The sequence below is a fragment of the Leptothoe sp. EHU-05/26/07-4 genome (assembly GCF_043421015.1).
Classification (GTDB): domain Bacteria; phylum Cyanobacteriota; class Cyanobacteriia; order Phormidesmidales; family Phormidesmidaceae; genus Leptothoe; species Leptothoe turfae.
In genome coordinates, this window is the sequence record NZ_JAXSQV010000002.1 from 890,596 (window position 1) to 917,319 (window position 26,724).

General features: G+C 43.8%; 28 protein-coding genes and 1 tRNA gene. 10 read left to right on the forward strand and 19 right to left on the reverse strand.

Going from position 1 to position 26,724, the window contains the following annotated elements; all coding sequences use genetic code 11:
* Positions 1–162 precede the first annotated feature (162 nt).
* Positions 163–3,066, forward strand: a complete 2,904-nt coding sequence (locus tag U2F10_RS05570) for a hypothetical protein (RefSeq protein WP_499871213.1) — start codon at positions 163–165, stop codon at positions 3,064–3,066.
* A 393-nt stretch (positions 3,067–3,459) separates the two neighbouring features.
* On the opposite strand, the gene U2F10_RS05575 is transcribed toward U2F10_RS05570, so the two are convergent.
* Entirely contained in the window at positions 3,460–4,629 is a 1,170-nt protein-coding gene (locus U2F10_RS05575; RefSeq protein ID WP_499871215.1) for a tyrosine-type recombinase/integrase, read from the reverse strand.
* 156 nt (positions 4,630–4,785) lie between these two features.
* Here U2F10_RS05575 and U2F10_RS05580 point away from each other — a divergent pair.
* From U2F10_RS05580 to U2F10_RS05600, 5 genes are all read left to right on the forward strand, one after another.
* Positions 4,786–4,859, forward strand: a tRNA-Val gene (locus U2F10_RS05580).
* A gap of 486 nt (positions 4,860–5,345) precedes the next feature.
* Positions 5,346–5,939, forward strand: coding sequence for a TetR/AcrR family transcriptional regulator (locus U2F10_RS05585; RefSeq protein WP_499871217.1), 594 nt, complete (start codon positions 5,346–5,348; stop codon positions 5,937–5,939).
* Complete coding sequence (locus tag U2F10_RS05590) at positions 5,920–7,314, forward strand: HlyD family secretion protein (protein WP_499871219.1); 1,395 nt, start codon at positions 5,920–5,922, stop codon at positions 7,312–7,314. The genes U2F10_RS05585 and U2F10_RS05590 overlap by 20 nt, the downstream gene beginning before the upstream one ends.
* A 29-nt stretch (positions 7,315–7,343) precedes the next feature.
* Entirely contained in the window at positions 7,344–8,513 is a 1,170-nt protein-coding gene (devC, locus tag U2F10_RS05595; RefSeq protein ID WP_163663327.1) for an ABC transporter permease DevC, read from the forward strand.
* Between the two features lie 229 nt (positions 8,514–8,742).
* Positions 8,743–9,444, forward strand: a complete 702-nt coding sequence (locus U2F10_RS05600; RefSeq protein WP_163663323.1) for a DevA family ABC transporter ATP-binding protein — start codon at positions 8,743–8,745, stop codon at positions 9,442–9,444.
* 155 nt (positions 9,445–9,599) lie between these two features.
* Here U2F10_RS05600 and U2F10_RS05605 read toward each other — a convergent pair whose 3' ends face one another.
* Both U2F10_RS05605 and U2F10_RS05610 read right to left on the reverse strand, forming a co-directional pair.
* On the reverse strand, positions 9,600–9,773 hold the full coding sequence (locus tag U2F10_RS05605; protein WP_499871221.1) for a hypothetical protein: 174 nt from the start codon (positions 9,771–9,773) through the stop codon (positions 9,600–9,602).
* Positions 9,770–10,717: an alpha/beta hydrolase gene (locus U2F10_RS05610; RefSeq protein WP_499865798.1), complete on the reverse strand. Its 948-nt coding sequence runs from the start codon at positions 10,715–10,717 to the stop codon at positions 9,770–9,772. The genes U2F10_RS05605 and U2F10_RS05610 overlap by 4 nt, the downstream gene beginning before the upstream one ends.
* A gap of 264 nt (positions 10,718–10,981) precedes the next feature.
* On the opposite strand from U2F10_RS05610, the gene U2F10_RS05615 reads away from it, so the two are divergent.
* A complete protein-coding gene (locus U2F10_RS05615; RefSeq protein ID WP_499871223.1) occupies positions 10,982–11,908 on the forward strand; it encodes an AraC family transcriptional regulator in 927 nt (308 codons plus the stop codon).
* Between the two features lie 34 nt (positions 11,909–11,942).
* Here the strand turns inward: U2F10_RS05615 and U2F10_RS05620 are convergent, their stop codons facing one another.
* The 15 genes from U2F10_RS05620 to U2F10_RS05690 form a co-directional block, all read right to left on the reverse strand.
* Entirely contained in the window at positions 11,943–12,497 is a 555-nt protein-coding gene (locus U2F10_RS05620) for a CPBP family glutamic-type intramembrane protease (protein WP_499871225.1), read from the reverse strand.
* 153 nt (positions 12,498–12,650) lie between these two features.
* A complete protein-coding gene (locus U2F10_RS05625; protein ID WP_499060370.1) occupies positions 12,651–12,839 on the reverse strand; it encodes a hypothetical protein in 189 nt (62 codons plus the stop codon).
* Positions 12,840–12,901: 62 nt separating this feature from the next.
* Positions 12,902–13,120, reverse strand: coding sequence for a VOC family protein (locus U2F10_RS05630; RefSeq protein ID WP_499061614.1), 219 nt, complete (start codon positions 13,118–13,120; stop codon positions 12,902–12,904).
* Between the two features lie 93 nt (positions 13,121–13,213).
* Positions 13,214–13,939, reverse strand: coding sequence for a carbon-nitrogen hydrolase family protein (locus U2F10_RS05635; protein WP_163663311.1), 726 nt, complete (start codon positions 13,937–13,939; stop codon positions 13,214–13,216).
* Positions 13,940–14,041: 102 nt separating this feature from the next.
* The gene (locus tag U2F10_RS05640; RefSeq protein ID WP_499871227.1) at positions 14,042–14,575 is read right to left on the reverse strand and encodes a hypothetical protein; all 534 of its coding nucleotides are present in this window, start codon (positions 14,573–14,575) and stop codon (positions 14,042–14,044) included.
* Between the two features lie 457 nt (positions 14,576–15,032).
* Positions 15,033–15,713: a DUF8091 domain-containing protein gene (locus U2F10_RS05645; protein WP_499871229.1), complete on the reverse strand. Its 681-nt coding sequence runs from the start codon at positions 15,711–15,713 to the stop codon at positions 15,033–15,035.
* A 149-nt stretch (positions 15,714–15,862) separates the two neighbouring features.
* Complete coding sequence (locus U2F10_RS05650) at positions 15,863–16,474, reverse strand: glutathione S-transferase family protein (protein WP_163663305.1); 612 nt, start codon at positions 16,472–16,474, stop codon at positions 15,863–15,865.
* A gap of 32 nt (positions 16,475–16,506) precedes the next feature.
* Complete coding sequence (tmpT, locus tag U2F10_RS05655; protein WP_499871231.1) at positions 16,507–17,145, reverse strand: thiopurine S-methyltransferase; 639 nt, start codon at positions 17,143–17,145, stop codon at positions 16,507–16,509.
* A gap of 19 nt (positions 17,146–17,164) precedes the next feature.
* Positions 17,165–17,503, reverse strand: a complete 339-nt coding sequence (locus U2F10_RS05660) for a 3-methyl-2-oxobutanoate hydroxymethyltransferase (RefSeq protein ID WP_499871233.1) — start codon at positions 17,501–17,503, stop codon at positions 17,165–17,167.
* Positions 17,504–17,570: 67 nt separating this feature from the next.
* A complete protein-coding gene (locus U2F10_RS05665) occupies positions 17,571–17,969 on the reverse strand; it encodes a hypothetical protein (protein ID WP_499871234.1) in 399 nt (132 codons plus the stop codon).
* Positions 17,970–18,130: 161 nt separating this feature from the next.
* The gene (locus U2F10_RS05670; protein WP_348917921.1) at positions 18,131–18,760 is read right to left on the reverse strand and encodes a cysteine dioxygenase family protein; all 630 of its coding nucleotides are present in this window, start codon (positions 18,758–18,760) and stop codon (positions 18,131–18,133) included.
* Positions 18,757–19,149: a NifB/NifX family molybdenum-iron cluster-binding protein gene (locus U2F10_RS05675; protein ID WP_499871236.1), complete on the reverse strand. Its 393-nt coding sequence runs from the start codon at positions 19,147–19,149 to the stop codon at positions 18,757–18,759. Before U2F10_RS05675 ends, U2F10_RS05670 begins: the two co-directional genes overlap by 4 nt.
* Before the next feature lie 304 nt (positions 19,150–19,453).
* Complete coding sequence (locus U2F10_RS05680) at positions 19,454–20,158, reverse strand: RraA family protein (protein ID WP_163703177.1); 705 nt, start codon at positions 20,156–20,158, stop codon at positions 19,454–19,456.
* 104 nt (positions 20,159–20,262) lie between these two features.
* A complete protein-coding gene (locus U2F10_RS05685) occupies positions 20,263–21,198 on the reverse strand; it encodes an EamA family transporter (RefSeq protein ID WP_499871238.1) in 936 nt (311 codons plus the stop codon).
* Positions 21,199–21,219: 21 nt separating this feature from the next.
* The gene (locus U2F10_RS05690; protein ID WP_163703175.1) at positions 21,220–21,618 is read right to left on the reverse strand and encodes a VOC family protein; all 399 of its coding nucleotides are present in this window, start codon (positions 21,616–21,618) and stop codon (positions 21,220–21,222) included.
* Between the two features lie 155 nt (positions 21,619–21,773).
* Between U2F10_RS05690 and U2F10_RS05695 the strand changes: the two genes are divergently transcribed.
* Together U2F10_RS05695 and U2F10_RS05700 are read left to right on the forward strand one after the other, a co-directional pair.
* Entirely contained in the window at positions 21,774–22,274 is a 501-nt protein-coding gene (locus tag U2F10_RS05695) for a MarR family winged helix-turn-helix transcriptional regulator (RefSeq protein ID WP_163703174.1), read from the forward strand.
* Positions 22,275–22,990: 716 nt separating this feature from the next.
* Positions 22,991–23,701 (forward strand): PEP-CTERM sorting domain-containing protein, encoded by a 711-nt coding sequence (locus U2F10_RS05700; protein ID WP_163703173.1) that lies wholly within the window; start codon positions 22,991–22,993, stop codon positions 23,699–23,701.
* Between the two features lie 59 nt (positions 23,702–23,760).
* Here the strand turns inward: U2F10_RS05700 and U2F10_RS05705 are convergent, their stop codons facing one another.
* Positions 23,761–25,731, reverse strand: coding sequence for a GumC family protein (locus tag U2F10_RS05705; RefSeq protein WP_499871240.1), 1,971 nt, complete (start codon positions 25,729–25,731; stop codon positions 23,761–23,763).
* A gap of 166 nt (positions 25,732–25,897) precedes the next feature.
* Between U2F10_RS05705 and U2F10_RS05710 the strand changes: the two genes are divergently transcribed.
* Positions 25,898–26,722 (forward strand): glycosyltransferase family 2 protein, encoded by an 825-nt coding sequence (locus tag U2F10_RS05710; protein WP_163663244.1) that lies wholly within the window; start codon positions 25,898–25,900, stop codon positions 26,720–26,722.
* The last annotated feature ends 2 nt before the right edge of the window (positions 26,723–26,724 follow it).

Sequence of the window (26,724 nt, forward strand, 5' to 3'; positions counted from 1 at the left end):
GTTTGAACTAAGTGTAACAGGGGTTCTCACTGAATATCAACCCCTAAACAAAAAAGAAATCCCCCAATAGCCGTTAGAGTGTTCAGCCCTTGATGGGTAAGCATTCTAGCGGTTTATTTTTTGGGGATTTCTCCTTTAAGCAATATAGGAGCATCATACCTAATGCAAGAAACTAAGACAACTCTGGCAACAACTGACAACGACAGTCAGAATAAGGAATATAAGGCAGAAATAACAATATCTGACAACAACTTAGATAATTCGTCTGATTTACCTAAACCTGGCATATCTGACTTAAATGATAGCCCTGTTGTATTAAAAAATGAAAAAAGTACTAAAGAGAAAATCCAAATTGCAATAGATGCTGAATGGGATAGTAAAGAGAAGCTTGATCTATGTGTTCAACTATCAGCTAAAGGCTTAGATAAAGCTGTTTACTTGAATAGTGCTATAGAACAGCATGTACCCCCTATCGAATGGAACCTACTTAAAATGAAGGTTAGTACATGGGCCAAAGTTAATGATGTAACTATCGTTTGGATTACTTTCCATGATGATTTGAATATACTTGAACACTTTATAGAAGAGATTATAGAAAAAGACCTTAAGAAAAACGCAATTGATTTACTGTTGTTCTATTCTCCTAAAGATTTATCGTTAGCCTTTGGTTTTGAAAATATAAGACGATACTTTTCTAAGGAACCACTGCCATTAAACAGCTATATTTACCAGAAGCGTAATATTAAAGGAAAAATAGATTGCTTTAGGATACATGACCTGAAAGGTTGGTCACAAAAATCATTAAAAGACTTTGCTGCATCAGTGGGTTATAAAATGATCTCTAAAAGTGACATGGATAAATATAAATCAAACATGCTTGAAGGTTTACTTAGTGAGACTGAAAAGTTTTTAGATTACGCAATTGGTGATGCTGATGACCTACACGGAATTAAAGAGTCATTCACATCACTAATTAAAGAAGATATTTGCAAAGATTTGCTAGGTTTCACACTTGATAGATTGCCGTATACAACAGGCGCTTTAGTATCTAAAATTTTTGAAACTTGGTTATACAACGAAGCTAATGATCTTGAAGGGTTTAAGTTAGCGTTAGCACGGTTAGGGCAAATTGATACTAGTCATGAACACTATCATTTCTATAGAAAGTGTTGGAGAGCATTATTCTTTAACGGTAAAACACCTATAAATAAAAAGACTAACAAACTTTTTTCAAGAACTGAATTAAAAAAGATAGTTGCAAAAACACCATGTAAGCATAAAGCATATGGTGAAGCATCAGTTAAAGCGTTAGCAGAATTTTCAGCTCCAAAAACATCTAATACAGTTGCGTTTGCTGCATTAGTTCAAGGTGGACGTTGTAATAATGAATTTCCTGAAAACTATGTTCTTTACAAAGCGCTCGATGTAGACGCTAAAGGCTGCTATAGTACCTCACTTTCAAAATTTACTTATCCAATAGGTCTACCTAGTTACTTTGGTTATGGTCCTAATGAATTGAGAATCACACTTAGAGCATTCCTTGATAAGTACGAATCAGAATTAGTTGATGGCCTTTATACAATATATGTTTCAGGCAATATCAAGTTTTGCCAAGACTTAATATATTCAAAACTTACAAAGCTAAAAGATATTGCTAATGCTATCAAGAACAATTTTCCAGAAGATGAGAATTCACAGGATAAAGGGGATAGTATTTCCCATATTGCTGGTGAGTTTGCATTGCTTAGAAAGCAAATTGAAAATGGAATTATCACAGCAGATATATTAAACACAATTAGAGAAACAGCAAATAATCAACAACTAAAGCAACTTATGGATTTAGAAGTTATTTGTGCTGTCTACTATTCTGCAAAAGATAGAGTAGATACTATAGATGATTGGACTAGAACTATACTTAAGTCTAAAGGACAACTCAAATCAAGAAATGGTTTACCAATTGATAATCGTTGTAGAGCATGGGTAGGTATTCCAATCGCAGAGTTCATAAGTCCATTGATTGAAGCAAGGAATAAAACAAAAGCAGAAAAGAAAAATCCAAACCTTACTGAAGTTGAAAGAATAAAAGCAAAAGCTAAAGATGAATGTCTAAAGCTACTCCTAAATACACTATATGGTGTTTTAGCTAGCCCTTATTTTGCTATCGGTAATACTGTTATTGCGAATAACATAACAGCAAGGGCAAGATTAAATACTTGGATGTTTGCAAAAGCTCTAAGCTTAGTTCAGGTTATAACTGACGGTGGTTTCTACTCATTTGATAAAGCCTTGTTTTTATCTCCTAATGGTAAACTACCAGGTCTAGATTACTTATCAAGTGTATCAAAGTTAGAAAGCCATAAAAGCATCAAGGTAGGAAACCTAAAAGACGATCATGGCAATAATTTAACTTGGAATCTAATAAAGGAATCTGTATCAACTGTAGGTTCAGGAGATATAGATAGATGGGCAACAAAACACGTTAATAATTTTTGGGCAAACTATGGTCTTGAACTACAATTTGAACTTGAACATAAAGCAAGTCCAGACGAACAGCATACTTCTGAAGTTATGGCTTATTGGTCAAAAGGTCATTATGCATTCAAAAATATAGAAGGAAAAATACAATATAAGATTAGAGGTACAAAACAATTTGAAGATGCAGAAAAAAGATGTTCTCCTATGTATGACATTTTTTACACTTTATTAGAAATGCATCCAGACTGTAATGGAAATGTATGCATTTTGCGTAAGGATATGCAATACACACATACATCATTACAGAAAATAGGAAAGTATTTAGATGTTCAAAATTCAAAAGGATACTTGAATCAAAAACGATATAGACCTGGTGATTTAGTTATAGAAGATAGAACGTTCAGGTTAAACAATACACATTTACCTTCAGATAATAAAGATCAATTAAAAGAGCGTAGTAATAGAAGAAAATTCAAAACTATAAAAGGCGAAAAAATACCTTTAGAATTTTACGAACGTTTCTTACCCGAAGGTATTGATGTACTTTTTCAAAAACTATTTAATAATGAAAGTTTTCATTATAGAAAATAGACTATCAACCCCTCAGACTTGACGGCTGTATTTTCTGCGTTAACTGGGGGGCAAGTTTCATCCAAGTTACATCCCCATAATATGCATTTTCGACCCTACTTTCCCATAACCATCAACCTTTCACGAGTTACCGTACCCCCCTTTTTTGGAAAAACACCCTAGACGGTAACCAAAATAGTGAACGCTGAAACCCCTGAAACCTCGTTAGATAAAAATCGCTGAAACCCTCATTCTCTCGCTGGTATTGATTCTATTCGCAATAACACAAGACATTCAGTTAATACTATCTAGAAGGCTTTATAACGAATGAAATGCATTTTATGGATAATCACACCTAATATTCAAAACGATAGTCTTAGAGATTATTCTGATAAGGGTGATTTTCAAGTCTGTCTAAATTTCTGGCATTGTCCCAGGCGTGATCGCATGACCATAGACCTGCTGAATCATCCTTGTGTCTTTATGTCCTAAATGTTGTGCAGCCTGGTAGTCAGTCCATCCATACTCCTCAATACCTAGTGATGCAAAAGTATGTCTACAGGTATGAGGTGAACGATATTCCACACAAGTTTGTTTTAATAATGGTTTCCATACCTTTAACCTGAAATTACCATCATTGATAACTTTGCCTCTGACAGTTTTGAAAACCAAATCACTACTTAGATAGTCTTGTGGTCTAGAGTCCAAAAATTGTTGAAGTAGTTTAGGTGTGATGGATAATGTTCTTACGGAACCTGTTTTAGTCTCTTTTCGCTTTCTATGATAGGTATCTACTTTTGATAACGATGAGCCTACGGTTACTTGTGAAGTTTGAAAGTTGATATCACACCAACGTAGGCCAATTAACTCTGATACTCTTAACCCCCAACTAAATAGGCAAAGTATAAACAGGTAGTAGTGATTGAACCTAGCGTGTTCTTTTGCAACGGTCAGTATTGCGTCTACTTCATCACGGTTAAATGGTCGCTTTACTTGAGCTGGTCTACTTGTGTACTTCGTTTTGATTTCTACATGGGCACATATGTCAATATCTATAACACCTAATTTATTTAGGTAGGCACTTAAACCCCTAAGTACAGATAGATAGCCTCTGATCGACTTTTTTCTTAAACCTTGATTGGCTAAGTAGTCTGTAAACTTCTGAATCAAGTTAGTTGATAATTTTTTACATTCTAGGTTTTCAAATAATTTAGACCGTTGCATATGCTGTCTTAATGGATTCCAACGATTATGTATGGTTATCGCTTGCAACTTACCAAGGGAAACTCTATGGGCTTGGTACCTATCCAGTAATTCAAAAGTACTAAGACTTTCTAGTACAACTTCATTTCTTGCCGTCTTAGTTGGCTTTCGGTACTTGGCCAATGTGGGATCGTAATTAGCTGTGCCTAAGTCAGTCTGGATAATGGCAGCTTTAGCTCTAGCCCTGGTTAGGAATTCCCGTTTAGCTGGATAGCCTGTAGCAATTTCACGACGTTTATGGTGTGTAGGGCACGTGAAAGTAAGTACATAACGTCCTTGACGGTTCTTAACCCCTACTTCGCCTTTGCTGTAGCGTTTCAAATTCCCCCCTTATTTCGTCACACTTTTTATGAATTAGGGGGATCTAGTCGTAGTTTTAAGCTATAGTATTACAGCGCCATTCAAACTAGGTTAATTTGCTTGAAACCCTTTAAGTAAGAGGATTCGAACGGTGACCTTAGCGAATGGCAACGATAAGGACGTATAGCTCAGTTGGTTAGAGCGCATCGTTGACATCGATGAGGTCCGCCGTTCGAGTCGGCGTACGTCCATTATCTTTCAGCTCAGCCCAGCTAAAGTATGGTATAAACGTGGCCCAAAAAGCTACCCTGAGCCATGCTTGTAGGTGGGAATTCTTCTCGTCTGACTACATCTTGGAATTAGACCAGATGGGGTCTTTATCTCCCATCCCTTGATTGCGTGCAGGTACTCTGCTTTTTCGTGCCATGCGCTTAATGTATTAACTTCATTCCTGTAACGTCTTTCCTGTTCACAGTGATACTTAGTCTTTGTTGATGCGCTATTCATTCTATTGATACTCCTTTGAATACTGCTGAACGCTGAACTGATTGAGGCTTGTAGGCGTCTGCCGATGTGGGTTTCTTGGCAAGATCCTGAAGCATGAAGCTAGCTCTTACCTTGAACATACTGACAATTCTTGATTTTTATCTAATCGAGTCTTGATTATTTATAACGAACATATGTTATAAATAAATAGAGGGGGGTAAAATTATGTCTACCGTTCTTCACACGTCGCTATGCCTAAAATTGTCGATCATGATCGTTACCGTAAGGAGTTGCTAAGCGGGTGTCTCGACCTCTTCGCTGCACGAGGATACGGTTCGATTACGATGCGGCAAATTGCCAAGGGTCTGGGGGTGTCTACAGGCACCTTGTACCATTACTTCCCAAGTAAGGAGAGTATTTTCATCCAGCTCGTGCAGGAGCTATGTGAGCAAGATATCTATGATTTTCTGGCGCAAGTCCCTGAATTGAATGATTTAGAGGGTCGTCTACAGGCCATCGTGGATTTTGTTTTGCAGAATACGCAGTATTACTATCAACAGCTATTACTGTGGGTGGATTTTTCCCAACAAACCCGCCCTAATCCTGACAGCGATATCCAAGCCTTGCGTGAAGTTTGGCGACGGACACGAGAGTTGCTGGCTGACTATCTGCAACTATCCAAGCCCGAATTAGTGGATTTTGTCATGGTGTTTATGGATGGATTGGTTTTGCAACATGTCTATGATCATGGCTACGATGTAGCAACCACAGAGACCCCTTCATTTGAACAACAAAGTCAACTTATGATTCAGATGGTGATACACCATGAACAAAACTGTTCTTAGCCTTAATTCAAGGTTGTTATGGCTGATACTGTCGGCACTGGCAGCTTCTGGCGGTATTTTGTATCTTGGCTTCTCTCCCTACAGTCAACCGGTTGTAACCGAGTCTGAAATGACGGCTATACCAACGGAGTTGCCGGGGGTTGCAGCATTAGGTCGGTTAGAACCTACGGGAGAAATTGTTCAGGTGGCGGCTCCATTGGAGTTGGATGGAGATCGCCTAGCAGAGCTGTTTGTTGATGTGGGAGACCAGGTGAACCAGGGTGATGCGATCGCTATGCTTGATTCCTACGATCGGCTTCAGAATGCAGTGATCCAAGCTCAACAACAAATTCGACTGGCCGAGGCCAGGTTGGCCCAGGTACAGGCAGGAGCCAAGTCCGGCGAGATTTTGGCGCAGCAGGCAACGGTGACACAGCGATCGGCTGAACTGACAGGACAGCTGCGAATACAACGAGAAACTATTGCCCGCATTGAGGCCCAATACGAAGGCGATCGCGCGGCTCAAACGGCTACGATTCGTCGATTGCAAGCAGAGCTACAAACGGCGACGGCTGAACTAACTCGCTACCAATCTCTTTACGAAGCTGGGGCTATTTCTGCCTCTCTCTATGACGAAAAACAGTTAGCGGTAGATACGGCCCGCCAGGCTAAGGTGGAAGCTGAAGCCGTACTAGAGCGAACTTCAACAACAGCCCAGCGACAGTTACAAGAAGCTCGTGCTGAACTTGTTCGCTTGGAGCATACGGGGCAGGCTCAGCTGGCGGCGGCTCAATCGACCCTGGAACAGGTGGCCGAGATCCGCCCGGTAGATGTGCAACTGGCGCAGGTGGAATTAGATGCTGCCAAAGCAGCCTTATTGAGCGCTGAGCATGATTTGGCTAAGGCGACTATTCGAGCCCCAAGTGCAGGTCAAGTCTTGAAAGTTTATACCCGACCCGGAGAACAGATGAGTACGGATGGCATTGTTGCCTTGGGTCAAACTGACCAAATGTTGGTGATTGCAGAGGTGTATCAAAGCGATATTGGTCGCGTTCGCCTGGGTCAATCAGCAACAGTGCGAGGTCAAGCTTTCTCAGGTGATTTGCAGGGGGAAGTGATTGAAATTGGTCGTCAGATTAGTCGCCAAAATGTCTTCGCCCGTGAACCTGGTGAGAATCTAGATCGACGCGTCGTCGAGGTGAAGATTGCCATCAACCCTGGGGATAGTGAGCGTGTGGCCAACTTGAGCAACCTCCAGGTACAGACGGTGATTGCGGTTAGCCGTGCGGCCCAAATCCCACCAACTCCAGCTAAACCTATCGTTGATATTGGTCTTGGTAATCCTAGCTTACAGAATGTCTTGTTCACACCGTTCAGCTCTAATTTGCTTTTTTAGATAACGAACGTTCGATTTTCTTTGTGACCATGTTTAAGCCTCGATTTCTCAAAAAAACGCCGTTGGCCTGGCTGCAGGTTAAGCGAGAGCGGACACGGTTGATGGTTGCGATCGCAGGTATTGCCTTTGCCGACATGCTAATTTTCATCCAAATGGGATTTGAAGGTGCGCTTTACGATGCGGCCATTCAGCCCCACCGCAACCTGCAGGCAGACTTAGTATTAACCAATCCCCAGATGCAAACATTGTTCTCGGTAAAAGATTTTCCCAGACAGCGGTTATATCAAACCCTGGCCCATGAAGATGTGGCTTCAGTCAGCGGTGTTTACATTGCCACCGGGCAGTGGAAAAATCCCGAGACCAGGCTAGAGCGAGCTATTTTAGTCTGGGGGATTGATCCAACAGAACCCTCCTTTAATTTTCCGGAGGTGAATCAGAATTTACACAAAATTCAGCCCCTTAATCAACTGTTATTTGACCAGGCGGGGCGACCTGAGTATGGGTTTACAGCGGCTGCTTATGGGGAGACTGGTCAATTTTCCGCAGAACTAAATGGGATGCAGGTGGATGTGACAGGGGTGTTTACCAACGGTGCGTCTTTTGCCGCCGATGGGAACGTGATTGCCAGTGACTCAACATTTTTGCGGCTCTTTCCTGACCAGAATGCTGACCACATTGAGGTGGGGCTGGTGCAGCTCAAGCCCGGGGCTGATGTTGAAAAGGTACAGCATGAACTCACAGCCGCTTTGCCTGACGACGTTTTAATTGGTTCACCAGAAGATTTTGCCCAAATTGAGCGGGAGTACTGGGCCAATGGTACCGGCATTGGTTTTATCTTTGGCCTGGGCGTCGGTGTGGGCTTTATTGTCGGCATTGTGATTGTTTATCAGATTCTTTACTCCGATGTGTCTGAACACTTGCCAGAATATGCCACCCTCAAGGCCATGGGCTATACCGACAGCTACTTGCTGAGTGTCCTCATCCAAGAGTCGTTGCTGCTGGCTGTGTTGGGTTACGTGCCCAGTATTGTTCTCGCCTTTGGTCTTTATCAGCTGGCTTTTACAGCCACAATGTTGCCCATTGCCATGACCAGTCGACGAGCCATCACCGTGCTCATTTTGACCATTGTTATGTGCTCTGTTTCAGGAGCCATTGCCATGAGAAAGCTACGTACTGCCGATCCCGCTGACATTTTTTAGTGAGTTTCTCCATCTAGACTGTTTATTCCCTTTATTGCCTGAGTCTTTTCTATGAATATCGTTGTTACAGCTTAATCACACAGAATGGTTTTTAGGGTATGCCCTACAGCCTACTTAAAACCAACACTGAAGGATATATCCTCTAATTTCCCCTACTACAGCTTCTACGTATATTCTCCTTGCGCTTAACTACTTTACGCTATCTCTACCCTGATTCTCCGGTGTGACCATGTCTCCAGTTATCGTCTCTCAACAATTGAACCATCACTTTGGTGAAGGAAATCTAAAAAAACAGGTTCTATTCAACATAGACCTAACCATTCGTGTTGGCGAAATCGTTATCCTCACTGGCCCTTCTGGTTCTGGAAAAACGACGTTACTCACCCTTATGGGGGGGCTGAGGGCAGCACAAAGCGGGAGTTTAAAGATTTTAGGGCAAGAAATTCTCGGAGTCCCTAAGCCGGTGCTGAATAAACTGCGGTGCAATATTGGCTATATTTTTCAGGCCCATAATTTGCTAAGTTTTCTCACAGCTCGACAAAATGTGCGGATGTCCCTGGAGCTACATCCTCATTTTCTCGATCAAGATCTAGACGAGGTAGCGGCTAATATGCTGACGCATGTGGGGCTGGAGGACCGGATTGATTATTACCCTGATGAACTATCGGGGGGACAGCGCCAGCGAGTTGCGATCGCACGGGCCCTAGCCAGTCACCCCAAAATTGTCCTGGCCGATGAACCCACAGCTGCTTTAGATAAACAATCAGGACGGGATGTGGTGAACATTATGCAGCGCTTAGCTAAAGAACAGGGCTGTACCATTTTGTTAGTTACCCATGACAATCGCATTCTCGACATTGCCGATCGCATTATCTACATGGAAGATGGGCGGCTCAAGCCGAACCCTCTCTTGGAACCTGTTAGTGCTTGATATTCCTATTCTGAGTCGGGGGGTATAGAGCAATTCCCAAGATAGGTGTCGTCAATACCCCCACCAGCCTGTTGATGTTCAGCGGGTCAAGCATTGGGTATAACAGCAGTTGGTATATTACCTGCGATCGCAGGTAAATTGGGTAACAGCCGCCGCTAAACCATCGCCCGCACACACATCACAATATGACCAGTGTCAATGTTTAGGCTGTCAGCGTGCTCAAAACTGTTCAAACCAACCCTCACCGAGGAACGCTGACAGGGTACCATCAAGAACATAATCACAAGGCTGGCAATCCGGTGGCCTTTACCGAGCGTTTTAAGGTTCATGGTTGATTACCATATTTGCCAAAGAAAGTAGCAATTCTGTCCACGGCCTGATCGACATATTCTTCAACATCGTACAGGTCTACATGGGAAGCTCCAGGCACTTCAAATAGCTCTTTTGGTTCGGTACATTTTTCGTAGTAGGCCACTGTCAGTGGACCGGTATCGGCCAATGCTTTTTTCCCGTAAATGCCAAGATACGGTGTGTAAAGATATTGAGCCCAGCTGGTCGCATCGGTCAGCGCATTAATATCGGCAATACTAGCCAGGCTGCGGTTTGAATAATTTGGATAGGTTTCTGCACCGGCACGCTTGGTCATGTAATAATCAAAGCCCTCGCGGGGTGCACCTTCGGGAATCTCGTCTGGTGACTTGCCTTCATATCCGAGGGTATCCATATAAACTGGCTCACCCGTTTCATACTGTTGCTGCCGTGCTTCATTAGCAGCTATGAACATGGAGATTGCCATATCTTTATCCGCTGTCGCCAGGTAGGTAGAACGGTTATCCAGCATGCCACAGACGGTCACAATGGCTTTCATCCGTTTGTCGGTCACAGCGGTCAACGCCATGTAACCACCACCAGCACAGGCGCCAATGCCATAAAATTGGTCGCGATCCACATAAGGGAGTGTCCGCAAAAAGCTAATGGCGTTGTGAATGTCTTCGATTTTGATAAAGGCATTTTCGTAGTTGCGAATGTCGCTTTCGCTATCACCATAACCAGTATGGTCAAAGGCCAGAAACAAGAAACCTTTTTCTGATAGCTTACGCCCGTAGAGTGCACCCATCTGTTCTTTTACCTGGTTAAAAGGCGGTGTAAACACAATGGTGGGATACTTTTGCAAAGCGTCAAATCCCTCCGGCGCATAGAGATTTCCTACCAGCTGGTAATTCCCGCTTTTAAAGGTGACGGTATTCTTGCCCGCTGTAATGTTGGTACTCATAGTTTTCTCCTGTCGGTTAGTCAACCATGAGTTGCTGTGCACTCATGATTAAATTAAAAATTACGTTTCCATCCCCTTCCAATGCATAAAGCTGAAGGGTGGGGAGAGTAAATCACATGTTCGGTTGTGGCTTATAAAGGCCTAGCGGAATCTATTTGCAGGTTAAGCGCTTGAAAAGCTAAAATTCAGCCCCATTCCTCTCATTTTTTTGCCTATTTATCTCAGTGAGGTTTCAAAATAGGAAAAATAGGTCATCCTAAATGCATGAACAAGCATGACATTGTCCAACTTATCGATCGATATGCAGTGACCGAGGGAGTCATCGATACCCCATTGGAAGGATTACGGCTGTTTCGCATGAGTCACTTAGTGGAACGGGTACCGGGAGTATATGAGCCCGGCATCTGTGCCATTGTTCAGGGCAGCAAACGGGCCTACTTAAATGGCACAACCCATGTCTATGATGAGCATCAATACTTGTGCTGTACAATGCCCCTGCCTATAGAAGGGGAAATAATTGAGGCTTCACCGGAAAAACCACTGCTCGGATTCTCCTTGAACTTTGACACCCATGTGATCATCGAGACCGTCATAGAGATGGCAGCCATGGAAAATGCTAGCGACTCTACTGCCGAGATTATGCCAGGGTTGACAGTGGCAAAGTGGGATGATGGTTTTACAGAAGCACTGGGGCGGCTGTTGGAATTGATAGATGATTCGGTTGCCCTGCACATGCTCAGCAACGGCAGGATGAAAGAACTAATATTTGCTGTTCTTCGAGGTGAAGCTGGTTCCTCAGTGCGTCAAGCCTATGGGGGAATGCAGAAGATATCACGGGCACTGACTTTTCTAAGAGCTAATCTTCATGAGGCGATTTCAATTGACGATTTGGCTCAACAGGCTGGCATGAGCCGCGCAGTATTTCACCGTAAGTTTAAGGAAGTTACGACTTATTCCCCCATTCAGTTCATTAAACTTCATCGTCTCAACGATGCGTCCAGCCTTATTGCCAGTGGTACTACAGTCGGTGAGGCAGCACATCGGGTAGGCTATTCTAGCCAGTCACAGTTCAGTCGAGATTTCCGGCGGTACTTTGGCCAATCACCTCGTCAGTGGGGACACACGACAGGTTCAATAAACAGAGATATTCCACCTACTAAAACAATGTCGAGGGAAGAAAACACCTCTTGAAAAAAGAGCAAAGAGTCCATGTGGTCGTCAGTTTTTATGAAGTCAGACGATCATAGCCTCCCAGCCAACAAAGCCAGATCACGACAGGGATCCAATGGATCAATATAGGGGGCCATGCAGAGCCCGTTGTCTCGTACGCCAGAGTACAAGCAAGCCCCAAGAGGGTGGCCTGAATTAGAAAACCTGGCATGAAAAAAGTAGGATCACCAGCTTTATACAACGTTAAAGCATTTAGGGGATGGTAGACCAGGAACAGCAACAGGCTAATGCCTGCATACAGCCACCAGCTTGTTAAAGAGACAGTTTCACTGGGGTGAGGTATAAGTACAATCCGAAAACCAATTTCTTCGATAAAGGCTGGGGCCAAAAAAGCTTGAACACTAATCTGCAACCAATGGTCGACTGGTGAGTTCCCACGAAAGAAATGAGAAGCACTGCCAATACCCAGGGCTAATAGCCCATAAACCAGGAATATACCTGTAGCTATAATCCAATCTTGTAATGTCGGAAAAGTAGTTAGGGCGGTAATGGTGCGCTCCCAAAGAACATTAGGTATATTGCTGGGTTCAAAAATTATGAAGTAAACCATTTGCAATTAACCTTCACCTTCTCACCGAATACATATTTCTTTACCCCAATTTAAAATAGATCATCTCATAGATACTGTTCCTTGTGCGATTCGACAAAGTTCGCGCTGAGGTTCAGCCCTGAGATATCTGAGGCTATCAGCCAGGTTTTCGGATCATAACGTCTCACAATACGCGACAAGCTGATCAAGTCCTTCATCCCAACTACTGCTGTGTTGATCACGAGAAGCTTCAAAGACTGCGGCTTCTGCTTGAGTTGGACTGACCGGCTCCCAAATTAACTGTGGATTTACTGCTTCATACTTCGTGAGTAGCCACATTTCGTGACCATTGGGAGCGGTCATTTTATGTAGAAATGCCCCCTGGGTGTGATGTCAGCAGAGACGTACTCGCAGGTGAATGCTTTTTAGGCTAAATGGGCCTTGGTACGACTTCGATCTATCCCATCTTCAATGCCTACATGAATAGCGTGATCACCCACACTTAGCCAGAACCCTCCACGAGCTTGAAGGGTCTTGGGTTTTGGGATTTCTTGGAGCTTTAGTACATGGCAATAGAAGTCTCTGGCAACATCTTCTTGCCGTGATGGAACCGTGATCTGAACATGGTGTAAGCCAATAATCATTTATTTGATAATTTCTTCGGCATTGCTGATCCTTGGGATGATTTCATCTATAAAGTGTGGGCATGGGGCATGTTTGACAGATTGATGCATCCTCTAAATCAGCAATAGCATTTCTTCTGTGTCGGTGTCATACAGTAAGATACCTTCGGTCATTTCATCAAGCTGTCCTACTAGCAATCCATCTTGATTCCAGATAGCTGATTGACCAACACTTTCAAAGTCATCACTGGGTCCCAAACAGTTGGCCATGAGCACAGGCATTGAATACTGCTTGGCAATAATTGGATAGTGTTTGAATGCTTTGGCAATTCCACGGGCCGGTTTAGCGACACTGGCAATATAGACTGTGGCTCCACTCTCAACGGCTTTCGCAACATGTTCTGGCTGTAGCGATTCGTAGCAAATGGCAGGGGCTATATTTTCTTTCTCAATTGTTAAAACAACCTGTTGCTGGCCATGGACAAAATAAGGCAACTCGTCTGAATGTAAGAGTTGTTTTGAGTAGGTTTGTCGGAGTTGATGGGGCTGAAAAATACCCATGCTGATTAAGATGCCAGCATCGTGCTTAGTTGGCATGCCAACCCCGATAGTGATGTTAGAGTTGTCACTAATGTGTTGAAAGTCATCAAACCTTGCATCATTCTGATTTGTTGCCAGGTCTTTGGCAAGTGTGGGTTCATACCCTGTTATAGAAAGCTCGGGAAAGAAAATTGCATCTGCCTGTTGTGCAACGGCTAAGGCAATAAACTTTTTGTGAATAGCAATATTTTTATCGACGTCCCCTTTGATGGGTCTTATTTGTGCTGTACAGATTTTCATCTTCCCAAATCTCGGCTTTACGCTTGGCGATTTGCACTTTTTGTAACCCTATATTGGTCAAAACCCTCCCACGTTTGCGAGTGATGCGCTGTTGTGGCATGCCTAAAACGTCTCAAACGATAGGTTGGCCGGTGACTCTGTTAATTGTCGTGTTTCGGAGGACTGCTCCAGGCTAATAGCCGTCGTTGGTGTATGAGCATCAACGACTTCGAACTGAAGGTTATCCATCCAGACTTGACCATCTCCTGCCAGCAGTAGACCAAACGCAATGTTGTTACTTTCGACCGGTACATCTAGAACAACGTCATAGGGTTGCCACTCTGTCGTGCCTTGAATCGATCGATTTTCCATATTGTCAAAGCTCAAGACTTGACCAGAGGCGCTGTCAACCCGCATCCACAACCCGGCCCAATCTTCAACGGCCTTAGCCTTGACATATCCCGTTAGGCGCAATCGCTTTCCCTGGTACGCACGGGCATCAAAGACTTGCATCAATGTGCCAAAGCCCTCTGACCCATTATGTTTGCCTTGCACGGTACCACTGGCAGTGCCATCGTAAGTAGTACGGCGATCTGCCCCCATTTCATAATCATTGGGATGACTACCAGCCTCAAACCATCCGTCCAAAGGTTTCACAGTTTTAGACCGACTCCAACTTAAAAGTGGTCTTCTCTTGAACACTGATGAGCCGATGCCAACTACGGGGGCTGCAAATAGGTAGCTGCCTGTAGTTGCTGTTCCAAGGATGCCGAACAGCCATAACAGTCTAAATTGCAGTTTAGATGGATAAAACATGGGGGCAAAAAGTGAAGCTTTAAGCCTAGTGTGGCCTCTAGATTAAAAAATGACCATGAATGATTAAGGTTTTAAACATTGACTTAAGGTAAATTTTGATTTTTGATACCTGAGCTTTGAATTATGGATGTAGCTCACAATTTACAATTAGCGAGTGAAGGGATACTTCTATTTAAGCGGGTAATAGGGTGGTCGTGGTGGGGCAGTGGAGATTTGCGATTGCACGCTTCTTGACAATCTAGAGACATAGTATTATAAGGTGACCGTTCTAATAGATACTGACAAAAGTAGTCCCTTATTAGGTACCTGAAATAGTGTAGAGATTGGCCCGTCCTTGCTTACCTATCAGCTTAATGAGACTCGCTTTTCGTAGAAAATAAGCTATTTTCTGCGCCAACTCTCTTCTAATATCTCTTGCTTCCGCCAGATCTTTCGTAGTAAATGACTCTAGCCCTTCCGGCAGAAATACTAGCCAATCTGCTGGTCCTTCAAATCGCCTCTGGCCTACGACGTCTAATAACCGACGTTCTTCAGTGCGCCATCCTCGCTTGCGCCATCTTCGCTTTCCCTCAAATCGTCTCACTTCTTCTTCCTGGATCATCAAGACTTCTAGTGAGAAATTAGGGCTCGAAACCAACTGGGGAAGACTCACCATTTCTCGGAATAGATCCTCCACCCGTCCTCTTTTCGGTGACTTGCGGCGACTGCCATAACTCCCCTTAGCCTCGTCCAACTTAACAATCCATTTTTCTTGAGCTATGGGATAGATCAGCCGTATCCGATGGGAACGTGTCAGATTGATCAGTTTCGACTTGATAGCTGAGAAATTGCCGGTCTGGATTTCCAGCAATAGATCATCTCGAACAATGTCAATTACAAACCCATCAACCGCCACTTCAAATCGATCACCTGGCTGTGCGTACCAAGTCTTCAGCGATGCATGGAGCGGCTTTTCATTAAGTAATCCAATACTTGACATGTCGCTCCAGTTCCTCAGCCATCGGTTTATTGGTTAATAATGTACCACCCTGGATTTAGCTACATGTTCAACGTTAAGCCTCCCTCTGTAGAGCTTTGATCTACAGCCGTCGCTAGAGTCGAAACATTCGCCATGAACTGATTTCATCATTAAGCATTGTCCCTGGACATTGTTATATAACCCGGAATACTTTCAAAATCTTTGAACCATCGCCGGATATTGGCGTAGGCTGATAAGTCAAATCCACCTTCATCGGCGACATGGGTATAGGCATATAGGCTAATGTCTGCAATTGTTACCTGATCGCCTAGAAAGAATTTATGGTGAGCCAGATGTTGGTCCATAACCGCAAGGGCCCGATGCCCACCGATCTGTTTGGCATGATATTCTGCTTCTCGTTCTTTAGGTAATCCTAAATACTTATTGATATACCTGGCTGTTGCAATGTAGGGCTCATGGCTATACTGTTCAAAAAACTGCCACTGTAGCACCTTTGCCCTTGCATAGTTCTCTTGGGGAAGCCATGGGGTATCTACAGCCAAATAATTCAGAATTGCGTTAGATTCCCAAAGATGCTTGCCATCACCTAGTCGAATGACGGGGATTCTGGCATTGGGATTCATCTGCTTAAATTCTTCCGTGTGGGTCTCACTGGCAAGAATATCAATAGGGACCCATTCATGCTCGACTTTAAGAAACTGCATTAACAATTTTACTTTGTAACAATTGCCCGACAACATGTCTCCAAAGACTTTATACATGGCATTCCCTAGTTAGATTTGACAAGAAGTTATTATGTGTTTTTTAGTAGCCAAATATTTTTTTTCGCAGCACATTTACCTTTTAACCCACCAACAATATCTGTGCTGACCAGGAGATTTAAATCATAACTATCTCCATAATGTTGATTGACTTCCTCGTTACTAACTGAAAAAGGAGGACCTGCCATCAGAGTTTGATCGTATTCATAGCTAATGAGCAGCTGCGGTGCTTTTGTAGTAACCTCCATTAAGTGTGCTGAATATTGATTGCGCATGTCTTCGGGCAAGGCTACTAAAGCGGCTCTATCATAAACTGCATCGATTGGGCCAAGTACCTGGCTAGACACATCGAAGATATTGCCAACAAAAATATCGATATTCTTGGCGCTATAGTGCTTGACCTCCTCAGCGTCTGATATGGTTGGCTCTAACTCAAGTTCCATAAATAATTGCTCAACGGCCATTTCAACCAATTCAGCTCCAGCAACACGATAGCCATGGGAGAGCAGCCAAGCAATATCACGGGTTTTACCGCATAATGGTACAAATACACGACTGTCTTTCATTAAAGAAAGCGTTTGGAAATAGTTGACCAGTACAGGGTTAGCGTCACTTCTGTGAAAAGTAATATTATTGTTTTCCCATCTCTGCAACCAAAAACTTGTATCCATACTTACTCCTTTGTCCTTCTCAAGAATTATAAAAGTCTACTCTTTTGATAAGTCTGCCTGCATTTTGGACACCCTCTTCCAAGGTTGTGTATGAGCCGAATGGGAGATCGCCAATGACGAGTGCATGATGCACCGCACGAGCAACAATTTCACAGTGATAAACCATTGCATCCATGGTCACTGGGAGAGTTGTATCATGGCCTTGAACAAAAATGCCCAGGGTATCTCCGACAAGAATTAGTGGGATGCCAGTCTCATCAAAAATAGTCGCGGTCAAGTAGTCGTAGGCCGTTAGCATTGTGAACCGCTCCCCCCGAGATTTATAGGAAGACAAATCTTGAATAGTGATACGACTCATCTCTTTAAAGCCCACTATACGGAAATTAATTGGCTGCTAGATACGACGATTTTTAGAAGGTAAATGCTTATTCTACAACGCTGGTTTGAATAAATCCATAATCACCAGAGGTAAAGCGAATATGAATCCATGGCTCCCCGGTGTCTGCCAGAATAAACTGCTGCAGCACAATGACTCTAGCAGGTGGCTCAAACGTTAATGTCTCTCCATAGCCTGGAGAGATCCATACGGTTGCAGGTTGTACGAGTTCTGCCAGTTGATAAATTGTACGAATATCTTCGAGCTCGCCCTGAAAAAATTGTCGAAGTTTGTAGGCCTCCTGACAATCTGCGTTTATTGCTGGATCGATGATGGCTGCACATCCTTCAGCTGTGGGCGTAAATAGACCTTGAGCTTGGGCACGTTCAGTAGTTTTAGGCGTTAACGCTAACAGAGCTGTAAGAGTACCCAGTAATAGTGTTTTCATCAGGAGCAATACGGTATACCTACTCCTTATACTATCGGGAGATACATTGATTTCACCTTTCTATAAAGGCATGTCTACAGTTTAAAGCCCTCTATACTTTGCAGTGTCAGAGTTCTACAACTCAAAACTAAGAACTCAAAACTGAGAACTGATATTATTCCTTAAAAGTTTTTGGCTTGATGGGTCTTTGGATCAAACTTAAATCTATCCTTGCTGTGGGTTTCACCATAGAGGTTAAAGGTGACCAGAGGAGTACTCCCAACGGCCTCTACGCAGTGAATTGCACCAGGAGAAAAGCTGATAACATCCCCAGGACGAAAGATTTTTTCTCCCACTGGAGTCAGTTTATCTTTGAATGCTTGAGTCGGAGTATGTTGCCAGAATGTATTTTTCTCTTCCCCCTTTAATAAGGTCACAACGCCCCATGTGCCATGATTATGAATGGGAGAAACCATTCCAGGGGGGTAGGTGTTAGTTTGAACCGTTAGGGGATATCCAATTTCGTTATAGAGCGTCTGGATTGCAACATCACTTAAGGTACTAAGTTTGGGGTGTTGGGTCTGTAACCAATAGGAGTTGAGGGCCAACTTACGGACTAGATGTCGAATAGCAGGCAGACAGTCATACTCATTGAGCGATTTTTTGAGAACGTCTTCTACCTGGGTTAGAAAACGATGAAAGTGGTAGGGCGTTTCCAGTAAGTCCCATTGCCGAGGGGTGGTACAGGCTTGCACCTGACCATCGTCAGCAACCATCCAATCTTGTCCCTGTGTTGCTCGTCCCTGGATCACACGTTCACCTCAGACGGATGCAGGCAAGCCTGGTGTTCATGGGGCAAGCCTGCGGCTAAGTCCCCCATCCAATAAGCTGTTACAGCCTGATCTGGATTTGTCTCAGTGGTGGTTAGCAACTCTGTATTTCGCTGTTGTAGCCGACGCCGAACGCCTTCACCAGCGGAAACAGCTATGGCAATGTCAACAAAATGCAGTGGGTGACGTTCACCGTCTCCTCGCACATGCCATTCATGCAGGCAACCTATATCGGTTAAGTTCAGTGTCCAGGCTAAGCGTGCATTGACTTCATCAGCAACAACATAAACTATCCACTGCAATGCCCTTCCTGCATGGGGTGCAATGGTTCCATCATGCGCGACAGCGACAGCGACCAATTTTTCTGTCATCTGCTTAAAGCCTCCAAATAAGCACAATATCTTAGGCCCTGGGCCTATACCAAAATGCTTGGGGCCCATTTACTCGTCAGGTCAAGATATGGGAATTATAGAAGATGGCAATTGTTAAGTTGTTGGTTCTTGTTAAGCCTGTACTCAAAGGCTGGAAGTAGCTACCAGTCGTGATTTTCAAAATAGTTTGGGCTGATGGACGAGTATTTTTTGGGCAACCAAATCATACTGTCTACCCAAGCTAGGCTTTGCTTTGGGCGTTATTCCATGGGCTTATTAGTCGGCAGTGCCAAGGTTGATAGTTTCAAATTGCTTGACCTAATTTAGCAATATGCTGATTGAAGTCAGCTTGTGGATTAGCCGCTCGCTCCTCCATAAAGGTGTCAAGGTCAAGTAACTCTCCCAGGGAAATTCCTGACCGTATCTGGGCTGCTAGAGACTCCTCACGTTGGTACGACTGCTCCGCCCACTTCAAGAGTTCTGGTAGATCTAAACTCCCAATGAAAATGACCCCATCAGCATCCCCAAAGGCCCAATCTCCTGATTTGACGGTAGTATCGCCGAGGGTGAGTTCTAAACCGATGTCGCCTATCCCTTTCAAATTTTGGGGAAGTTTCAAGGGACCCATGGGATACACACCTCTACAGAAGATCGGCACCCCAATCTCAATCAGTTCAGTGGTATCGCGAACCAGTCCATCAACAATGATACCTGCAATACCCTTGCGGCTAGCTTCGGTGGCGATCAGATCGCCAATCAAGGCCACATCATTTGAGTGGTTTGTGATGACGATAACATCACCAGTGCTTGCCTGATGGATCCCAGTCAGGATGGTGACCAGATCATTATTGGCCTGGATGGTAACCATTGGACCTGCTAATTTCATGGCCCGGTCAATGGGCGTGAGACCGCTTGGAGCTGCGTCGAGTGAGATACCTGCCCGAAAGGCAGCATCGGCCAAAAGGGCACAGCTATACTGATTTTGGAAAATTGTAGGGAAGTCAGTCATTGTGCACTCCTTCAGGCTGAATCGTCGAACTAGGTTAGCTACCCAAGGAATAGATTATAGACAAAGGTCATTTGAACTGAAATTTGTAATCTGATTGAGGCCAACTAACGGTGGTGTTTAGGCGCGTTCAGTATTTTTGTCTCAATACCCGATTGAGTTTTAAATAACAACTGGGTCGGACGCGAAGCCATAATCTTTTGTCCCACCAAAATGGTGGTAAAGATAATGGCGATCCCACAGAGTTGAATAGGTGTCAGTGTCTGATGTAGCCAGAAAAACCCAAGTAGTGTGGCCATGACCGGACTCAGGAGACCTAAGTAGGACACCGCAGGTGCAGAGAGCTTACCAATACCGCGAAACCAGAGTAAGTATGCCAACCCAGTGCCGACCAACCCCAGATACAAAAGACCTTGTAAATTGGTTGTGGTCAATGGGGTAAACGGACCTTCTATAACCAGGGCAATCGGCAGCAATAGTGCACCACCTACCGTGAGTTGCCATGCGGTAAATACGAGCAGAGAAACAGGCGGTCGCCAGCGTTTTACTAACACCGTACCCAGCCCCATGGTGGCGGCCCCAGCCAGGGCGGCGAGAATACCTAAGGTGTCAAGCTGAGCCGTTGGGTCCAGGACCAAAAGGCCAATGCCAAAGAAGCCTGCGATCGCAACTAAAATCGACCCTTTAGCAGGCCTTCGCTGTAAAATCACCCATGACAACAAGACAACCAGTAAGGGTTGAATTGCGCCAGCTGTGGCAGCTACACCACCGGGCAGGCGATAGGCCGCTATAAACAACAAGGCTTGGAACATAGCAATATTCAAACCACCAAGCACAAGAATTCGCCACCACCAAATACCGTGGGGTAATTTTCTGAGGGTAATGGTCAGCAATAGACCAATGGGGAGCGATCGCAACGCCGCTATCAGCAGGGGATGACCAGGGGGCAAAAATTCTGTTGCGACAATATACGTTGTCCCCCAGGAAATAGGGGCCAATGCCGTTATCGCGATGTCGATTAGTTTAGACGTAGGATATTTCATCGTTGTCTGCTCACAGTTGTTTCATGAAGTAGGAAGTTCCGTAAATTCGAGGACATTCAAGTCCGGATCACGGATAAAGATTGACGTTTTACCATCACCAAACGTGACAGGTCCACCTGTAATTTTGATGTTGATTGACTCAAAAAAAGCTTTGGCATCCTCGACCGATCCCACCTCAATGGCATAGTGGGTGTAGCCGGGATATCGCACGTCCACGTCCATGAGAATATTGCGCCTGTCGTGATCATTATCACCATGGGCAATCAGGTTAATCTCTATGCCACTTGGATGCTTCACGACAAAAACCTGTTCTTTATAATCTTCTCGAATCCCTTGGAATCCAAGAGTTTTATAAAACTGCATCGATTTCTCGACATTCATCACCCGAATACCAACGTGATCTAATTTCTTAATCTGCATAGGTTGCTCCGTAAGACTGGTGGACGTAATAAGACGTGACAACCAAAGACATCTTTCAAAAAGGAAAAAAACCTTTGTTTGAAAGTATCTTAATATCAAGATACTTTACATAAAGCTAGACGTCAAGTGTCTTGATATCGAGATATACTGGAACCATGACTCAAGACAACATCGATAAAATTCTGACCCAGTGGCAACGCGAGGCCCCTAGCCTGGATATTTCATCTCTGGCCGTGGTTGGGCGTATTATGCAGCTAGCCCAATTACTAGAGAAGCATCGAGAAACCGTACTGGCCGACTTTGGCCTCACAGTGTGGTCCTTTGATATGCTGGCAACTCTGCGGCGTCAGGGTCCCCCTTACCAACTCAAGCCAACTGCCCTGTATAAGTGGTTAATGCTGTCTTCGGGGGCCATGACCAATCGCATTGATCGGCTAGAAAAAGATGGCATGGTGACCCGTCTACGCGATCCTGATGATCGTCGCAGCGTCATTGTGCAACTCTCTGAGGCTGGTATAGAGAAGATCGATGCCGCAATGCCCGTATTGTTCGAACGGGAAAATCAGTTTTTAGCAGACTTAAGCCAGACCGAAACAGCAAACTTTATCACGCTACTACGGCAGTTTCTAGCGACGGTACATCAGCAAGTGTTGTAGCTAATTCTGGGTACTTTTACTTTTACTAGCTTGAATGTAATCCCTTTTTGAAGTGAGTAATGGCCCATGTCACACCAACACCATTTGGAATTTTCCCATGGGACTCAGTCATTATAAACATCTTTATTTATGCTAACTTCCCCCTATTAGCCAAAGGTGGTTCAGGGCCGTAAGATTCACAGCGATCGCTCCTACATATACGTACTTTCCGTATATTCCACAGCATTTTGGAGGATTTAGATGAGCAACCTTTAACCCAATTTAGCTTTTAACCAACAAGCGTGCGTGTACGTTCTATTATCACTACAACGGGTCAACTAATCCGTATTCCCACGCTTGACTCCTCTTGATTTCCTAACCTCTTCAACATTTTCTGAAACCTGTCTCTAGTTTCTCTGCGACTCATCAAATCATGCTTTTGGCATAGATTACAGTTGCGTCGTAAGTGTCGACAATGACCATCATAATTGCCCCATAAGCCATTTAGCTGGCTATTTTTAGACGTATCTGCACAAGACTATTTCTGATGCACTTTTATCAAATTGCTTTATCAGAATTTGTCAAAGACTGGCATTTTGCGGGGATTTTATTGATGCAAACTTTGTTTCTAATGTCTCATATTTCTGTGTTTTTTCAGCTTCTGAAAGCATTCTCTATAAGCGTTAATAGTCTTAATCAGACGTTGTCCCGTTGCTTTCATTATCAAGGAGTTCAGAATGCTTAATCAATCTAAGGGATATCTTGTTGCTGCTTTTAGTTCACTAGGACTTTTGGCTGCCATGACACAGCCAGCCTCCGCTAACACTTTCCGAGGTATTGAATTTCCCTTAGGTGAATCTTCTTTTGCAGATGAAGTGGTTGACTATAACAAAGTCTACGCCAATGGTCTAACCAAAGAAGACGCCTATGGCAAGAATTGGAAGGCATCAGCCCAGGCATTTGATAATCCCACATCTGTTTTAGGGGTCGCTAATTCCTCATGGAAAGGAAATAAGATGCCCATTGCTCAGCGAGATGACTTTTCTCTAGGTAAGGGTGGTTCGATTACCGTCAAATTTACAGACAACGTCTTAGTGGGTAGCGACGATGATAAAGATGATTTATGGATTTTTGAAGCAGGTGGTCTCGTTGAGGGAATGTTTGTTGAAGTTAGTAAAGATGGCAATACCTGGTTGTCCCTAGGTGAAATTGGTGGGACTCAGCATGCCGGTATCGACCTTGATGCCTTTGGATTTACCTCTAACGATGCATTCTCCTATGTAAAAGTCACAGACAATGGCAAAAATCGTTATAACCAGGGGTGGGCTGGTGTCGATGTTGACGCGATTGGAGCGATCTCTTCTAAAGATGTACCTGAACCGGCTTCACTGCTTGGTCTGTTAACAGTAGGTAGTTTTATAATGACTTCTGTACTCAAGCGTCGCTAAAAGTATCGATGACCCTTTTTGTATAGCTGCGATCGGATGGATTAGCTGTCGTTGTATAGCTACATAGAACCGATCGCTACTATACCTAAAATGTTAATTCCGCATTGCTGCAATTCACGCATTAATTGTTGAAACATTCTTTGTTTGACTGATCTAATCCTAACGACCAGTATTAAGCCCTCCAACTGACTAGAAATTAGTCGTGCCGCCGCCGAACTTTGTATAGGTGGGGTATCAATCACCAGCGCATCATGCTGTGTTTGAAGTTTTTCTAAAAGCGGTTGGAGAGAGTTGGCTGAAAATAAGTCTATAGGATTTTTGATAGGTCTCCCCGCGAGCAACAGGGAGAGATGATCAGTGAGTTCAATCGTTGATGCTGGAGAAATCATGTCAGCGTTGACCAGCAGATCGGCTAACTTACTTCCGTCATGGTCTAATGGCCCAGTCTGAACAGAATCACGTGGATTAGCATCTATCAAGAGCACACGCTGGCTTGATCGAGAGAAGGCTAGCGCCAGGTGCTGTGTAACCGACAACGTTGAGGAGGTGTTATCGGCAGAACTAATTGCTAAGGTGCTGAGGTGCCTGTCAGGGTACAGTAGTTTAAGATTGGTTTCTAATAACCTAAAAGAATCTAGCAGGTCATGTGAACTGTGAAACTTAGCAGATGAATAGAGTTCTTCTTGTGATTTAAATGAATCAAGGGGATATCTTATGCTTAACAGAACAGGTATATCTACGTCGTTTTCAAGCTCTTCAACTGAACGATACGTTTCGTCAAACTGATCGGCTATTAGCACTGTTCCTGAGCCAATAAGGATGCCTGCAAATAATCCTAAAGCAAGTGTGCGAGGTACTGATGATACGGGCTGATCAGGTTCTTCTACATCAGAGATGATCTCCCATGGCGGCACTTTCTTCGCAAGCTCAAGTTGTAAATCCTCTCTGGCAGAAAGTAATCGATTTAAACTATCTGTTGAAATCTGTAGATCACGTTGTAGGTCTGTATATTGGTTATCTAAATAGGCTAACATCTGGATATCTTTGTTAATCCCTTGTGTAACCTGCGTTAATTCTTCCTTCTGCTGTGTCAGTGCTGTTAGGTCGTTTTCAGCTTGCAACAATTCAAGGACATTATCTAGCTGAACAATATCGCCTGGATATTTAATGTCTTCATCGAGGCTAGAAAGAGCAGCGAGTCCTAGCCGTGCTTGCTCTTGGTCCTCGGACTTTAAACTATTTAGCAGCAGCAAATATAGAGACACTCCATTGGCTGCTGCTAGATTCTCATCAACCTGTAAGCGCTCGGTTAGTTCATTTAACAGCGCTTCTGAAGAACGGATGGAAAGATCGACGGTCCGCATTTCACTCGTTGACTCGCCAAGCTGTTGGCTCAGTTGCTGACTGAGTTGTTGTGGCTCGTAAAAGTTGTGGCTTTGCCGAAAATCCTCTAATTTTTCCTGTAACTGTTCAACTCGCGCTTGCACAATTGGGAGTTGTTCTTCTACCAAGGCAGTTGCCTGATCGATACTGCGGAGGCTAGTTTTTCTCGCATAGAGTATGTAAGCCTCTGCCAGGGCCTCTAGGACCTGCTCAACTTTTTCAGAACTCGTCGCTTGAAAACTAACCTCCATAATTTCACTACGGGGTAGATGTTTTATCGTAAGTTGCTTCTGTAATGTTCTATATTCTTCGCCAGGAAAATTTTGCTGAATTTTGGGTAGGGCCGGTGCAATCACCTCATAGCTTTCAAGTAGCTCAATAATTGTTTGAAAATCACGAAACTCCGGTGGTACGTAGGGTCGTTGCCCTCCCTCAGACAGTGACTTAGTGGGTACTGCGAGAAAATCTGGATTGAGTAAAAGCGTTAAGGTTTCTCGATAGAGAGAAGGCTGGATGACACTTTTGAAGCAAGCCAACAAAAAAATAAGCCCCGACATCCCTAAAAAGAGCGGTAGTCTGTATAGAATAAGGCGTGGTAGATAACGCAGGGCTGCAATAACAGTGCCTGAGTGAGAAGTACGAGTCAAGGTTATTACTGAGGACAACTAACGCGATAAACAGTAGTATCCTTACTATTCGCTCGCTGGGGTGAGAGGCTTCATTATATTTGAATTTTGCTATTTGCAGTAGTTGTTATCAATTAAAGTTAAGATTTCCCCAGACAGTCAGACTTGATTACTTCCCATAAGGGATATGTCTGGTTTTCGCCAACCAACTCGAATGCGTATTTCTATCATTACAGCAGTTAAAAATCGAACAGCAACTATCCGCCACACGATTGAATCAGTTATCGGACAAGATTATCCTGATATTCAATATATTGTGATCGATGGTGGCTCCGTTGATGGAACCGTTGATATCATAGACAACTATCGCAATAAGATTGATTATTTTACGTCTGAGCCCGATGGCGGTGTATATGATGCCCTGAACAAGGGACTCAAAATTGCCCAAGGGGATATTGTTGGCTTTCTACATTCAGATGATTTTTACCATCATCACCGGGTTGTACGCTTAGCCGTTGATGCGATCGCACATCACCAGGCCGATATTGTCTTTGGAGACATTGTATTTATTGATCCCTGCCGGCTAAATCATATTCTTCGAATCTATCGCTCCCATCGATTTCACCCCGACTTATTTGCCCAGGGTTGGATGCCTGCCCATCCAAGCTGTTTTATTAAACGTGAGGTGTATGAACACTATGGCCTTTTTAAGACATGCTATAAGTTGGCATCAGATTTTGAATTATTGCTCCGGTTTATCAAGATCAACCAAGTGAAATATTGCTATTTGCCAGAGATCTTAGTCTGCATGAGACCAGGGGGATTAAGTAATCGTAGCTTGGCCAATCGCTGGACAAATAATCAAGAAATTCTGCAAATTTGTAGAGAACAGAATATTCCAACGAATTTGCTGAGGCTGTTGGCACGTTATCCCGCTAAGCTCTGCGAAAAGCTCACTTGGCTGCCCGCTTATCAAGGGATGCGCAAGCGTAAGTCCGTTATTTCCATATAGTT